The sequence below is a fragment of the Enterococcus casseliflavus genome (assembly GCF_029215545.1).
GTDB classification, from domain to species: domain Bacteria; phylum Bacillota; class Bacilli; order Lactobacillales; family Enterococcaceae; genus Enterococcus_D; species Enterococcus_D casseliflavus.
The window spans coordinates 1779751-1794246 of the sequence record NZ_CP119393.1 but is presented as its reverse complement, the minus strand read 5'-3'; the positions used below and the strand labels follow the sequence as shown (position 1 = coordinate 1794246).

The 14496-nt window shown below is 43.1% G+C and carries 13 protein-coding genes; 2 read left to right on the top strand and 11 right to left on the bottom strand.

Annotated elements, in window-relative coordinates; translation table 11 throughout:
* Positions 1 to 18: 18 nt before the first annotated feature.
* Positions 19 to 1071 carry a tryptophan ABC transporter substrate-binding protein gene (trpX, locus tag P0G38_RS08680; RefSeq protein WP_010748363.1) on the bottom strand — a complete coding sequence of 351 codons (1053 nt, stop codon included), beginning with the start codon at positions 1069 to 1071 and terminating at the stop codon, positions 19 to 21.
* Positions 1072 to 1445: 374 nt separating this feature from the next.
* Entirely contained in the window at positions 1446 to 2024 is a 579-nt protein-coding gene (locus P0G38_RS08675) for a hypothetical protein (RefSeq protein WP_010748364.1), read from the bottom strand.
* A gap of 126 nt (positions 2025 to 2150) precedes the next feature.
* Here P0G38_RS08675 and P0G38_RS08670 point away from each other — a divergent pair, with 126 nt between their 5' ends.
* Positions 2151 to 2549, top strand: coding sequence for a DUF1622 domain-containing protein (locus P0G38_RS08670; protein WP_016609320.1), 399 nt, complete (start codon positions 2151 to 2153; stop codon positions 2547 to 2549).
* 108 nt (positions 2550 to 2657) lie between these two features.
* Positions 2658 to 4358, top strand: coding sequence for a fibronectin-binding protein EfbA (gene efbA, locus P0G38_RS08665; RefSeq protein ID WP_128488570.1), 1701 nt, complete (start codon positions 2658 to 2660; stop codon positions 4356 to 4358).
* Positions 4359 to 4609: 251 nt separating this feature from the next.
* On the opposite strand, the gene P0G38_RS08660 is transcribed toward efbA, so the two are convergent.
* The 9 genes from P0G38_RS08660 to P0G38_RS08620 all read right to left on the bottom strand — a co-directional run bounded on the left by P0G38_RS08660 (position 4610) and on the right by P0G38_RS08620 (position 14496).
* Entirely contained in the window at positions 4610 to 5098 is a 489-nt protein-coding gene (locus tag P0G38_RS08660) for a pyridoxamine 5'-phosphate oxidase family protein (RefSeq protein WP_060791939.1), read from the bottom strand.
* Between the two features lie 14 nt (positions 5099 to 5112).
* Positions 5113 to 6015 carry an AraC family transcriptional regulator gene (locus P0G38_RS08655; RefSeq protein WP_275855139.1) on the bottom strand — a complete coding sequence of 301 codons (903 nt, stop codon included), beginning with the start codon at positions 6013 to 6015 and terminating at the stop codon, positions 5113 to 5115.
* A gap of 307 nt (positions 6016 to 6322) precedes the next feature.
* On the bottom strand, positions 6323 to 7000 hold the full coding sequence (locus tag P0G38_RS08650) for a carbonic anhydrase family protein (RefSeq protein WP_074535795.1): 678 nt from the start codon (positions 6998 to 7000) through the stop codon (positions 6323 to 6325).
* Positions 7001 to 7157: 157 nt separating this feature from the next.
* Entirely contained in the window at positions 7158 to 7793 is a 636-nt protein-coding gene (gene pyrE, locus P0G38_RS08645; RefSeq protein ID WP_074535794.1) for an orotate phosphoribosyltransferase, read from the bottom strand.
* Positions 7790 to 8509: an orotidine-5'-phosphate decarboxylase gene (pyrF, locus tag P0G38_RS08640; RefSeq protein ID WP_275855136.1), complete on the bottom strand. Its 720-nt coding sequence runs from the start codon at positions 8507 to 8509 to the stop codon at positions 7790 to 7792. The genes pyrE and pyrF overlap by 4 nt, the downstream gene beginning before the upstream one ends.
* On the bottom strand, positions 8509 to 9432 hold the full coding sequence (locus P0G38_RS08635) for a dihydroorotate dehydrogenase (RefSeq protein ID WP_275855134.1): 924 nt from the start codon (positions 9430 to 9432) through the stop codon (positions 8509 to 8511). The genes pyrF and P0G38_RS08635 overlap by 1 nt, the downstream gene beginning before the upstream one ends.
* Entirely contained in the window at positions 9432 to 10208 is a 777-nt protein-coding gene (locus P0G38_RS08630) for a dihydroorotate dehydrogenase electron transfer subunit (protein WP_005226114.1), read from the bottom strand. The genes P0G38_RS08635 and P0G38_RS08630 overlap by 1 nt, the downstream gene beginning before the upstream one ends.
* Positions 10209 to 10229: 21 nt before the next feature.
* Positions 10230 to 13415, bottom strand: a complete 3186-nt coding sequence (carB, locus tag P0G38_RS08625; RefSeq protein WP_275855132.1) for a carbamoyl-phosphate synthase large subunit — start codon at positions 13413 to 13415, stop codon at positions 10230 to 10232.
* A 1-nt stretch (position 13416) separates the two neighbouring features.
* Entirely contained in the window at positions 13417 to 14496 is a 1080-nt protein-coding gene (locus P0G38_RS08620; protein ID WP_010748372.1) for a carbamoyl phosphate synthase small subunit, read from the bottom strand.

Below are 14496 nucleotides of genomic sequence, written 5' to 3'. Positions count from 1 at the left end.
GGTCGCTGTTCTTGGTTATTACTCGTCACTTGCTTCGCTTTCTGGCGTCGTTGTAATCAGTTTCGCCTCGTCTTTGAGGTTTTCTGGGATAGTGATGCCCAATAACTGAGCCTGAGTTTCATTGATGATCGTTTCGCCATCGCTGAATGTATAGATCGGTGTTGTCGCAGGTTCTGCTGTCCCATCAAGAATTGCTGCCACCATCTTCCCAGTTTCCACGCCTATCGTAAATTGATCTTGTCCGACCGTTGCCAAACCGCCTTGTTCCACCATCGTGTCTACGGAAGTAATGATTGGTGTTTTTGATTTATTGGCTTCTTGAACTACGGTCTGCATAGCATTTGCGATCGTATTGTCTAACGGAATATAGATAAAATCGACTTCCCGTGCCATCACTTGCACCATTTGCGCAATTTCATTACTTGAAGGAACGGCATACGATTTGCTGGTCAAGCCATTTTCTTCGGCAGCAGCTTCTGCTTCTGCCACTTGGTATTTCGAATTGTCTTCGGTCGAAGAATACAAAATACCGACTGTTTTTGCCTCTGGCAGCAAATCTTTTGCTAGTTTGATTTGTGCAGCAACTGGTGCTTTATCGGAAACACCAGTGATATTGCCGCCGGGTTGATCCATATCTGCCACCAGATTTGCCCCAACTGGATCAGTGACCGCTCCTAAAACGATCGGTACATCCTGAGTGACATTCGCCAACGCTTGTGCTGCGGGTGTTGCTACCCCAACCAAAACGTCGGCATCTTTATTTAGCAGCTGCTGGCTCATCGTTGCCAATTTGCTTTGATCCGCTTGACCGTTCTGGAATTCGATCGTCAAGTTGTCCCCTTCGGTATAGCCTGATTCTTTAAGGCCTTCTTTGATCCCCTCGGTGATCGCATCCAGTGCTTCATGACTGACAAATTGTAGGATCCCGACTGTTTTTTCAGCTTTTTCTACTGGTTCCGAAGTCTCACTAGCTTGATTGGTCCCACTTCTCATTCCTAACTGATAGACAAATGTCGCTCCTAAAAATAATAAAATAACGGCAACCGATGCAATCAATCCCTTGTTTTTCATTTTTCATTCTCCTTTTTCTGCTTACGTTTTTCGTGTTTTTCATTTTATGGTTTTTGAGAACAAAAAAAGCAACTGCCTATGTGACGGCAATTGCAAGTAAGCAAAAGCCGCATAGAAGCTTGTCCTATGCGGCGATAAATTCAACTACCAGCATAGATACAGCACTTTAGAAGGTTCTCTAAAAAGTTGTATCTATGGAATGAGGTCCCATCAATACAACTATCTACGCCAGTTTTGCCATGATTTCACTTGCAATGGAATAAATAGTTTCATGATTGTTCCTCCTTCTCAACTTGTTTTCTTTCTTGATTGAATTCAGTTTAGCTTATTGATAAAAAAACGTCAACAATTTTCTGTCAAATTGTCAGATTTTTTTATCGATCATTGGCAGAAGAACGAATCGTCCACATCGGTAAACGATTCAATTCTGGGATGAATTCCGTCGTTGGCTGCTCAAATGAATCAAAGGTAAAGCGATTTTTCTCAACCCCTTCTTCATAAAAAACAAACGTCACTTTATCAGGATCAACGCTGTATTCATTGGAGAAAAAAGCCGCATCATAGACGATTGGATAATAAAAAAATGTCCGATTCAGCTCATCTTCTTGCGCTTGGATCAGATCAAATACTTGATCGAGTTGAGGTCCGTTGGGCTTACTAAACATCACCGAGATCGCTCGTGTTTCACGAATCGTCTTATCTGCAGTCAGATAAGGCAATGGCTGTACTTTTTCTGACGGCAGCTTGTCAAAAGCGATCCGATCCACTAAAGAAGCATTGATACGATTTTGAGAAAAGACGATCAAACCTGCGAAGACCAGTGCGAAAAGAATTCCCCCGATCAGCGTGAAAATCGTTTTTTTCTGATCTCGATAAAGATCATCTAAAAAAGCTTGCCAGCTTTCAACTATTTTTTCTTTCGTGTAATGAACAAAGTTCCTAACTTGTTCCATAATTTGCCCACCTTTTTTAAAAATCCTACTATTAATTCATACTATCAATTCCCTCCTAGAACGTCAAGAAACTTCACATTTCTTCGATAATTCGGTAAGATAAAAGAAAACGGTAAAGGAGTCATTATGCATAATCTAGCTGATTCATTGATGACTGGAGCCAATCCAATCTTCGATTTCATCGTTGTCTGTTTGAACTTTCTCTCCATTTTTGTCATCGTTTGGGGTGTATTGATCGCAGGCATTGATTTTGTGCGCTACGAATTAACAGAAAAGGATCGATTGGTGGCAGCCAGAGAGAATAATTTTATCCGCAATTATTTAGGGAGCTATGTCTTATTAGGTCTGGAGATCTTGATTGCAGCAGATATTATTGAGACGATCATCCACCCTACTTTCGAAGACATCGTACGTCTAGCTGCCGTCGTTATTATTCGGACAGTCATCTCTTATTTCTTGAATAAGGAAATCGAGCGTGCACTGCAAACCACCGATCACCAACCTACCAAGAAAAAGGAAAGCTAGCTGCCATGGCTTTTCTTCGGATTCTTCGGTATAATAGATAGGAATATTTGACATTGGAAGGATCAATCCCTCAGTCAAACTATCCTTAAAAGAAAAGAGGGAAACAATATGTCTTTTGATGGTGTCTTTACCCATTTAATGGTCCAAGAATTACAAAATCAATTAACCAGTGGACGTGTAAACAAAATTCATCAACCTTATGAAAATGAGGTCGTATTTGTGATTCGTTCCCAAGGGAAAAATCACAAACTTTTGCTATCCGCACACCCCACCTATGCTCGTGTACAATGCACAACGATCGCCTATAGCAATCCAGAAACCCCACCGAATTTCTTGATGATGCTACGGAAATATTTAGAAGGGGCGATCTTAGAATCAATCGAACAAATCGACAATGACCGTGTGATCCATTTTCATTTCACGCGACGAGATGAATTAGGTGATTTGCAAGCCCTCGTCTTGATCGTCGAACTAATGGGCCGTCACAGTACGATTTTATTAATGAATAAGACGAGCGGAAAAATCGTCGATACGATCAAACACATTGGTCATTCACAAAATACGTATCGTACCTTATTGCCTGGTGCTGTCTATGTTGCACCACCAAAGCAATCGACGCTTAATCCTTTCACAGCCTCTCGCACCAAAATTTTTGAAGAATTATCTACTCTTGATCCATTGACGGCAAAAGAACTTCAACAACGATTCCAAGGCTTAGGCCGCGATACAGCAGAAGAATTGATCGCTCGAATCAATGCCAATCCCAATGAAAAACTGCGTCAGTGGGAAGCTTTCTTTACAGAGCTTACCCAGGAGCTAGTACCAAGTTATCTCCAGTCAGAGAAAAAGGAATATTTTACACCAATTCCCTATCCATCATTGATCGATGCGACCACCACTGTCACCCATTATCAGAGTCTGAGTGAGCTTTTAGATGCGTTTTATCACGACAAGGCGGAAAGAGATCGGGTCAAACAACAAGGTGGCGAATTACTGAAAAAAATTGAGAATGAACTGAAACGGAACCAGTTGAAGTTAAAGAAACGCCAACAAACGTTGATCGATTCAGAAAACGCCGAAGAATTCCGTCAAAAAGGTGAGCTTTTGACGACCTTTATGAATCAAGTCCCCCGTGGTGCTGCTTCAGTTGATTTGGAAAATTATTATGATGAGAATCGGCTTTTGACGATCAAACTCGATCCTGCTCTTTCTCCCAATCAAAATGCTCAGAAATATTTTCAACGTTATCAGAAATTAAAAAATGCAGTCAAACTGATCCATCAGCAGATTGCCGAAACGAAAGAAGAAATCGCGTATCTCGAATCCGTGTTAGCCCAATTAGAAATCGCCTCTCCCATGGATCTGGCGGTTATTCGGGAAGAACTGATCGCACAAGGCTATGTCAAAAATCGGGCGAAACAGCGTAAAAAAGCTGCTCCTTCGCAACCAGAACGATTTCTTTCTTCAGACGGAACTGAAATTTTCGTCGGAAAAAACAATTTACAAAATGACCAACTGACCTTAAAAACAGCTCGTAAGAGTGATATCTGGCTGCATACCAAAAATATTCCTGGCTCTCATGTCATCATTCGTTCGGATGATCCTAGTGAGACAACCTTAATGGAAGCTGCAGAGCTTGCCGCATATTTCTCAAAATATCGTCAATCTGCCCAAGTACCAGTGGACTACGTGCAAGTCAAACATATTCGGAAACCGAATGGTGCCAAGCCTGGATTCGTCATTTATGAGAATCAAAAAACACTTTTTGTGACACCTGATGAGGGAATTTTGAGATTAAAACAGTCCTAGCTGTTTCTAAGTTTATTCGGATCAAAAATCATAAAGTAATCAATCAAAAAACCGATCACAAGCGCGTGCCTCTTCGCAGCGCTTGTGATCGGTTTTTATGCTTTTTCGTTTTCTCTACTGCTCTTTCAGCAACAATTTTGCTTAGCTTGTATCACAAAAGGCAAGCCTTCTCAGAATTCAGCCATCAACATATCTGCTAGATCCGCTAGAATGGCAATTGAACATCACCTGCGGCTAATAGGCTCTGCTGGCTAATAAATCCCGCCATCCTCCATAGTGACTTTCTTCTCAAAATCAAAATGATACAGCTTTTCCCAGTGATTGATATTCAACGTTCCTTTGGTCAAACGGATCGCTAGAAAACAACAGCCTTTATCATCCTCATTGTTAACTTCGTCGTACCAGACAAAGGCTTTGCGAATTTTGCTTCTTAATTCTGCATTTTTAGGGTCTAGCACCCACCCTAAATTCTCTCCTTGACCGATCGCAGTAAACCATTCACCACTGACAGCAATCGCAACTGCTGAATTCTTACTGATTTGCTTCATTTTGTTTGATTGCTCATGAGTTGACACGTAAAAAACGCCGTCTTCATAAAAAGCATCTACTTCTCGGACGACTGGCTGTGTTTCTCCCTTGTCATTCTCGTTACAAGCAGTCGTGGCAAGGGCGATTACATTGTCTTTAAAATGTCCGAATTTTTCTTCAAGTAGTTTTACTCCTTCTTCAAACTGAGTCATTGTACTGTTCCTCCTTACATCTCACTTCTTTTTTTAAAAGGAATCCATAATTCAACATGAACGACATGATTTTCTCTTTCTTGATAAAGCTCAGGGAAAAAATCCTCAGCAATCCACCCCTTCTTCTTTAACCAGAAACGGGTATAGCGCATCGCCTTCCCCATATTGATGATCAGTTGCTCTGAAATCGTATCAAAACTGCAAACAACGTAATCCCGAGCCGGTAGCGTCCATTCACTGAAGGTCGATCCCTGTGAGTCATCACCTACTTGGCCAACAAAGTAACTCGAATAGCCTTCTGGCGCATCTCCTGGAAACGAAACACCGATCTGGTAGTTGGCTTTTCCCGGTTGATGGGCAATCTTTTGAAGAAATTCATGCCAAATTTCTTCAATCGGGTCGATCCCTGTTCGTTGCCCTAGCATTTTCCCATAGTTGAATGGGTAGTAACCGACGATCCCATAGAAGACCAGCGGATGCGGATTGCTTTTTTTCTGGATTTCTAAAACAACCCCTTCACTGATCAATGGGATACCCTCTTCCGTCACAATATAGCCTAATGAAAGATCTGGCTTATCAAAGTTTTGTAAGCCAATGGGCTTTCTCTGGTAAAGCGAGGGTGAAATTCTATAGACCGTTTTAAACGTTCTTGAAAAAACGGCATGACTGCTAAAGCCGACTTCAAAAGCGACATCAATGACTCGCTTCTTTTGGTTTTTCAATAAAAGCGCACCTCTTGCCAAACGACGCAGTTTTATATATTCCCTAACAGAAATTTTAACCAAACGAGTGAATAAGCGCTGATAATAAAAAACGGACAATGATGCAACTTGCGCCAACGTATCGATCTCTAATGGCTCGGTAAGATTGTCTTCAATATAATCGATTGATTTTTGGATTGCCTCCCATGCATGCATATGAATTTCCTTTCTTTTACTATAAAATAATTCGCTAAAAAAGCTTTACCGTGTCTGCTCTTTTTCAATTGATTTAATTGTGTTTTATTTCACAAGAAAACGAATGCTTAGAACCTGCTTATTGATTAGTTTAGCATAGCCTTTGTGCTCGATGGCTATGAAAATAAAAAAAGACGAGGATTTTCGTCTTTTTTTCGTTCGTTTTTAAACGATTGTATTGTTAGAAGGTTCCCACTACGTCGGGTTTTATAGGATAATCAGAAGAGAAGTCCGAGAAAAACTACGCAAAAGGGACCATTTTTATAAATCAATAGAAATAAATAGGCCGATCTTTGCGGTCTTGTAATGGGCGATTATTATTTTCTAATACTTCTTCGCGGAATTCTAAAATGAAGCGACGACTCATCTCACCAATCCAGTCAAAGACAAACCAGTTGATTGGCCCTTTCGTTGGCGGGGTCGTCAAGGAACCCACATAATGAAAATGATGAGTGCGCTCTGGCAAGAACATGCTCGGATCAAACCATTGGGTATGGTTCTCAAAGTCCCAGATGCTGTCGTCTTGCTGATTGCAGATCCAGTTGAGTTTATCCGTCAGTTTGAATAAGATACCCACCACCAAGTTTTCTCCGTCCTCATTCATATGAACGAGGTGAAACTCTAACTCTTGCTGCTCGTCATCGATAATGTGTTCAGACGGCATGTGAAAATGAATATCCGTCAAATAGTAGTTGATCCCTTTAAATGTGACATAGCTTTCTTTGTTATAAGGAACGAAGTGAATCGTATTTTTGAATTCTTTTTCCGTGAACCGCTCTCGTTTATAGTGAAAAGCCAAGTCCTGATCGATGGGTTCTTCGGTCTCATCGTGGACTAAAGCGATTGGGGATTGGTAAGGAAATTCGGCACCTTGTGCATACCAGTCGCACAAAGTGTGCCAATGTTCAGGTCCATTGTCTCCAGAATAACTCCAGGGAACGTCCATATTTCTTTTCAAAAAAAACAGCCTCCTAATTCAAGTTGACAGCAAGGTATAGCCCTTCCTATCAAAAAACTTTCTCCCAATGCTATCAGAAAATAGGTAAAAATAAAACGAATATGCTTGGTCATTCCCTCACATATCCGTTTCTTATTTCAATTCCTTATTCACTCAACCAGGCAGCAGGATCTTTACGCCACTCTTGTAACAGGGCAACATCAGACTCTTGAATAGCACCCGTTTCTAAAGCCGACTCGATCAACGCTGTATAGTTTGTCAAAGTCACATAGGATAAACCTGCTTGATCAAAATTTTCTTGGACTTGAGGCAGCTCGTAAGTAAAGATCGCAGCGACGCCTAATACATCGGCTCCTTCTCTTTTGGCTGCTTCACAAGCTTCTAAGACACTGCCACCTGTTGACAATAAATCTTCAATGACGACCATTTTTTGATTTGGTTTAATACGCCCTTCAATTTGATTGCCTTTACCGTGTTCTTTTGCTTTGCTGCGAATATAAACCATTGGCAAATCTAACAATTCAGCGACCCATGCAGCATGGGGAATCCCAGCTGTTGCGGTCCCTGCAATCACTTCTGCTTCTGGGTAAGTCGTTTTGATGACTGCAGCTAAGCCTTTCGCAATGGCGCGACGTACATGTGGATAACTCATAGTGATTCGATTGTCGCAGTAAATAGGGCTTTTGATGCCGCTTGCCCAAGTAAATGGTTCATTCGGTCGTAAGAAAATCGCCTCGATGTCTAAAAGATCTTTGGCAATTTGATTGGATTGTTCTTTCATTGGCTAGCTTCCTTCCATTCTTGTTTTATTTGCAGATAACTTTCATACGGTGCCTTAGATTGGGTGATTGGACGTCCCACAACGATCATGGTAGCCCCTGCTTTACGAGCTTGTGCAGGTGTCATGATCCGTTTTTGATCACCAACTTCACTGCCAGCTGGTCGGATACCAGGCGTCAAGCGGATGAAGGCATCCGTTGTCCTTTGTTTGATCTGCTTTGCTTCGTGAGCGGAGCAAACAACACCGTCTAACCCAGCTTTTTGGGCACAAGTGGCGTAATGGATGACACTTTCTTGCAGTGACGTCATGATCTGCTGATCATGATGCATTTGTGCCTCACTAGTGGAGGTCAATTGGGTAACTGCAATCAAATCAGGAACTTTGTGTCCTGCGGGGGTTCCTTTTTGTAGGCCTATTTTTGCAGCAGTCATCATTTCGATCCCGCCGACTGCATGAACATTCGTCAAAGCAACTCCTAACGAAGCTAAGCGTTCCATTGCTCGTCCTACTGTATTGGGAATATCATGTAGTTTTAAATCTAAAAAGATATCATGGCCACAGTCTTTTAACCAAGTAACGATCGCTGGTCCTTCTTGGTAGAAAATCTCCATTCCCACTTTCACAAACAACTTTTCCTCTATAGGAAATTGCGCTAAAAAAGTTTCAATAGCCTGTTTGTTAGGAAAATCTAAGGCAATAATTGGCCGTTCACTCATCACATGTGCTCCTCTCTCACTTCTTTTATCAGCTGTTCCAAAGAAGGGATCCCTAATTCTGCCATTCGGATAGGCAATTCTTCAATCAACTTTGGGCAAATGTAAGGATCGGTAAAGTTTGCGGTTCCGACTGCAACAGCACTAGCACCTGCCAGATACATTTCAAGGACATCATCCACTGACATCACGCCCCCCATGCCAATAATTGGTAATTGAGAAACTTGCGCCACTTGTTTGATCAGGCGAATCGCCACTGGTTTGATTGACGGACCAGACAAGCCCCCTGTTTGGTTAGCTAAAATTGGTTTCCGTGTTTTTAGATCGATCCGCATGCCTAAAAGTGTATTGATCATCGTAAACCCGTCGGCGCCGCCTGCTTCGATCGCTTGCGCAATTGGGACGATATCCGTCACATTTGGCGAAAGTTTGACATAGATCGGCACTCGCGAGACTTTTTTGACCGCTTCAGTCAATGCACCAGCAACCGCAGGATCGGTGCCGAACGTGATGCCGCCATGCTTGACATTAGGACAAGAGATATTCAGTTCGATCGCTTTGACATTTTCTGCCTGACTGATTTCCTGACACACAAGAACGTAATCTTCGACGGTAGAACCAGCAACGTTTGCAATGATCGGTAACTCTGGGTGTTTTTGAGCTAAGTCAGGCAATATTTGATTCATGACCGTTTCTAACCCAGGATTTTGCAACCCGATGGCATTCAACATACCGCTAGGCGTTTCTGCTACCCTTGGGGTCGGATTGCCGAAACGTGGTTCAGGTGTGGTCGCTTTGATCATCACCGCACCTAATTGACTGATGTCATAATATTTATCATATTCTGCACCAAACCCAAAACAGCCGCTGGCAGGCATGATCGGATTTTTCAGGCTCAATCCGGGTAGCTCGACATTGATCGACATTAAATGACCACCTTTCTCGCCTGAAATACAGGCCCTTCGTCACAAACTTTGACACTTTTTGTGCCTTGTTCATCATCTTTCGTATGGCAAACACAGGCATAACAGGCACCCATCCCGCAAGCCATTCGCGCCTCCATTGATAATTGAACATCTGGAAGGTCTTCGAAAAGCTGGGCGGTGGTTTTTAAAAGACCGTTATTTCCGCAAGCAAAGACCGCCGCAGGTGTTTGCTCTGCAGCTAATAACAGGTTGCCAACATTTCCTTGTAAACCCGCGCTGCCATCATCGGTAGCGATCCTCGTATCTCCCAGTGCGCGAAATTCCTCTTCATAATACATAACGTCTTTGCTGGCAAAGCCCAAAAAGTGAATGACGTGGACGCCTTGTTGCGTCAGGCGTTTCGATAATTCATAGAGCGGCGGCACACCGATACCGCCCCCTACGATAAATGCAGTGTCCCCTTGGTTTAAATGATGATAGCGAAACCCATTTCCTAACGGCCCCATCACATCGATTGGATCACCAACAGTCATTTCTGAAAAAATTCTTGTGCCATCTCCTTCAACCCGATAAATGATTCGGCATTCTTTTTTCTCAGCATCGATATGATTGATACTGATCGGTCGGCGAAGAAGAAAGGCATTTTGAGGAACCCGCAGGTGTAGAAATTGCCCTGGGGTCCTCATCTCATTGACTAATTCACCCGTCAATGTCATTTCAAAAATCCGCGGTGCCAGTTGACGCTGTTTGCTGATGGTCATGATTTCTTGCTTCATCAAAAAACTCCTTTATCTGCGTTAAATTGCTTTCGTTGAAAAACTGCGGGATTCCATCACTTTTAGAATCGCATCCGCTGTATCAAGAGAAGTAAAGGTCGGTACACCATGTTCCACCGCTTCTCGGCGGATGATAAATCCGTCTTCCGTTGCATTTTGGCGATCTTTGTCCATGGTATTGACTACTACTTGGGTCGTTCCTTTACGGATCAAATCAACAACCGTTTCTTCTGCTTGCTGTTCAGAAATCTTGGCAACCCGAGTCACTTGTAGTCCTTTTTCTTCAAAGTAATCGGCGGTTCCATTGGTAGCCAATAAGGTGAAGCCGACCTCTACGAAACGCGCTGCCAGTGCTGCTGCCTCTTCTTTGCTTTCGTCTGCAACGGTGAAAAGTGCTTTTCCAAATTCAGGAATATGCAGGCCTGATGCCTCAAAAGCTTTATAAAGTGCTTTTGCCAAATCTTTGTCTGATCCCATTACTTCACCCGTTGATTTCATTTCAGGGCCTAAGTAAGTATCGACTTTTAAAAGTTTTGTAAAGGAGAAGACAGGTGCTTTGATGTGTACTTCATTTGGCGTTGGCGCAAGTCCGTCTTGATAACCTAACGCTGTGATCTCTTCCCCGAGAATCGCCTTCGTGGCAATTTGGGCCATTGGGATCTCTGTTACCTTGCTTAAAAATGGTACGGTTCGGCTAGCACGAGGATTTACTTCAATTACATACACTTTGTTCTCATGGATGACAAATTGGATATTCATCATACCGATACAATTTAAACCTAATGCCAAGCGTTTGGTATATTCTTCGATCGTAGCAATTAGTTCATCCGAAAGATTTTGTGGTGGATAGACCGCCATTGAATCTCCTGAATGGACCCCTGCACGCTCGATATGTTCCATGATTCCAGGAATCAAAACAGTTTTGCCGTCACAGATAGCATCGACTTCACATTCTTTACCGACCAAGTAACGATCGACCAAAACAGGATGTTCTGGTGATGCTTTCACTGCATGACGCATATAATCTTCTAAATCGGCTTGGTTTTCCACGATTTCCATCGCACGTCCCCCTAAGACATAACTTGGGCGGACTAAAACAGGATAGCCGATTTCTTGAGCGATGGCGATCGCTTCTTGTTCATTCGTCGCTGTATCCCCTGGTGGTTGCGGAATATCTAGCACTTGTAATGCTTGCTCAAAGAGATCACGATTTTCGGCACGATCAAGATCTTCAATGCTGGTGCCTAAGATTTTGACCCCAGCTTTTACTAAAGGCTCTGCTAAGTTGATCGCCGTTTGCCCGCCAAATTGGACGATGACCCCAATGGGTTGTTCCAAATCGATGACGTGTAAGACATCCTCTAAGGTCAATGGTTCAAAGTACAGCTTGTCGGAGATAGAAAAGTCAGTCGAAACCGTTTCAGGATTACTGTTCATGATGATCGCTTCATAGCCAGCAGCTTGGATCGCTTTCACCGAGTGCACTGTTGCATAGTCGAACTCCACTCCTTGTCCGATTCGGATCGGTCCAGAACCTAGGACAAGAACAGATTCTTTTTCACTGCGCTTGCTTTCATTCTCAAACTCATAGGTGCTGTAGAAATAAGGTGTTGCTGATTCAAATTCTGCGGCACATGTATCTACCATTTTGTAGACGGGCAAAATCTTTTGCTCATGACGCAGCGTGCGGATCTCAGCTTCCGTGGTTTCCCACAGCTCAGCAATCTTTTTATCCGTAAAGCCGTTTTGCTTGGCTTTTTTCAACACATCAAGGGATTGTGGTTCGTTTGCTAATGCTTGTTCGATCTCAAAGATGTGAAGCATCTTATCCAAGAAGAACAAGTCGATTTTCGTCATTTCGTTCAAATCTTCGATGGTGTACCCTCTTCGGATGGCTTCCATGACGTAGAATAGGCGATCATCTTGCGCCTTGATGACTTTTTCCATCAGATCATTGTCAGAAAGAGCTTCTAATTCTTTCATTTCGATATGGTGTGTGCCGATCTCCAATGAACGAACGGCTTTTAATAATGACTCTTCAATATTACGACCGATCGCCATCACTTCACCAGTCGCTTTCATTTGTGTTCCTAATCGACGTTCCCCAGTTTCAAACTTGTCAAACGGCCAGCGAGGAATTTTTGCGACGACATAGTCAAGGGCGGGTTCAAATTCTGCATACGTCGTTTCTGTGACTGGATTTTTCATTTCATCCAATGTTAAACCGACGGCAATTTTCGCTGCCAGTTTGGCAATCGGATACCCTGTAGCTTTACTTGCTAACGCAGAGGAACGTGAGACCCGTGGATTTACTTCAATGACATAGTAGTTGAAGCTATGAGGATCAAGCGCCAATTGAACGTTACAGCCACCTTCGATTTTTAACGCGCGGATGATTTTTAATGAGGCATCCCGTAACATTTGGTATTCATGGTCTGACAAAGTTTGGCTCGGCGCAAAGACGATGGAATCGCCGGTGTGGATACCGACTGGATCGAAGTTTTCCATATTACAAACGACGATCGCGTTGTCAGCAGAATCTCGCATCACTTCATATTCGATCTCTTTATATCCAGCAATACTCCGTTCAATCAAGCATTGGGTCACTGGCGAGAGCTTCAAGCCATTTTCAGCAATTTGGCGAAGTTCTTCTTCATTGTTACACATGCCGCCGCCCGTTCCCCCTAGCGTAAATGCTGGACGAACAATGATTGGAAAGCCGATTTTTTTCGCAAATTCAACTGCTGCTTCCACCGTTGACACGATTTCTGATTCTGGGATCGGTTGATCCAATTCTTCCATTAATTGTTTGAATAGATCTCTGTCTTCTGCCTGGTCGATTGCTGCTAATTTGGTTCCTAGCAACTCAATTCCTAATTCATCCAAAATACCTGAGTTGGCTAATTCCATCGCCATATTCAAGCCCGTTTGTCCGCCTAATGTCGGTAAAATTGCATCAGGCTGTTCTTTACGTAAAATCCGTGAGACGAACTCAAATGTGATTGGTTCAATGTAGACTTTGTCAGCAATTTCTTTGTCCGTCATGATCGTTGCGGGATTCGAATTGACTAACACCACTTCGTAGCCTTCTTCTCGTAAAGCTAAACAAGCTTGGGTACCGGCATAATCAAACTCTGCCGCTTGTCCTATAATAATCGGTCCAGAACCGATAACCATGATTTTCTTGATATCTGTACGTTTTGGCATATTAGTTCTGCTCCTTCCATGCATCGATCATCTCTAAAAATTCGTCAAATAAGTGGACTGCATCATGCGGGCCCGGTGCCGCATCTGGGTGGTACTGGACACTGAATGCTGGGTAACGGCGATGACGAACCCCTTCGATCGTGCCATCGTTCACTTCGACGTGGGTTACCATTAGTTTTTCTGGATCGATGGATGCTTCATCCACAGCAAAGCCATGGTTTTGTGAGGTAAAATCGATCCGACCAGTGGCGATCTCTCTTACCGGATGGTTTAATCCGCGGTGACCGAACTTCATTTTATAGGTATCTGCTCCATTCGCTAATGAGAAGAGCTGATGGCCTAAACAAATCCCGAAGATTGGTACCTTGCCTTGAATCCCTTGTATCATTTTAATTGCTTCTGGCAAGCTTTTGGGATCGCCTGGTCCATTCGTCAGCATTACACCATCTGGTGCGAGGTCTAAAATTTCTTGGGCTGTCGTATTGTATGGCAAAATCGTTAAATTGCAGTTGCGGCGTGACAACTCCCGTAAAATACTGTGCTTCAAGCCGAAGTCGATGACCACGATATTGCGACCCGTTCCAGGACTTGGATAAGGTTTTGAGGTAGAAACTTGTGCCACTTGATTGGTTGGTAAAACCGCCGCTTTTAATTGATCAAAGGCATGATCAAAGACATCGCCTGCATCAACGATACTCGCTTTCATGGTTCCGTGTTGACGAATCTTTCTCGTCAGCGCTCGTGTATCGATTCCTGCGATCCCTGGAATATTTTTGCGTTTTAAAAATTCGTCTAACGTCAGCTGCTTCCGCCAATTGCTCGCAAGACGCGCGTGTTCTTTCACAACAACCCCTTTACAAGTTGGTGAAATTGATTCGTAATCGTCTCGGTTGACGCCGTAATTGCCAACCATCGGATACGTAAACGTAATGATTTGTCCGTTAAAGCTTTGATCCGTAATGGCTTCTTGATACCCTGTCATGCTTGTGGTAAAAACGATCTCACCAAAAACATTGACACTGGCACCAAACCCTTCGCCTTCAAAGTATGTTCCATCTTCTAAAATAAGCCAACGCTTCAT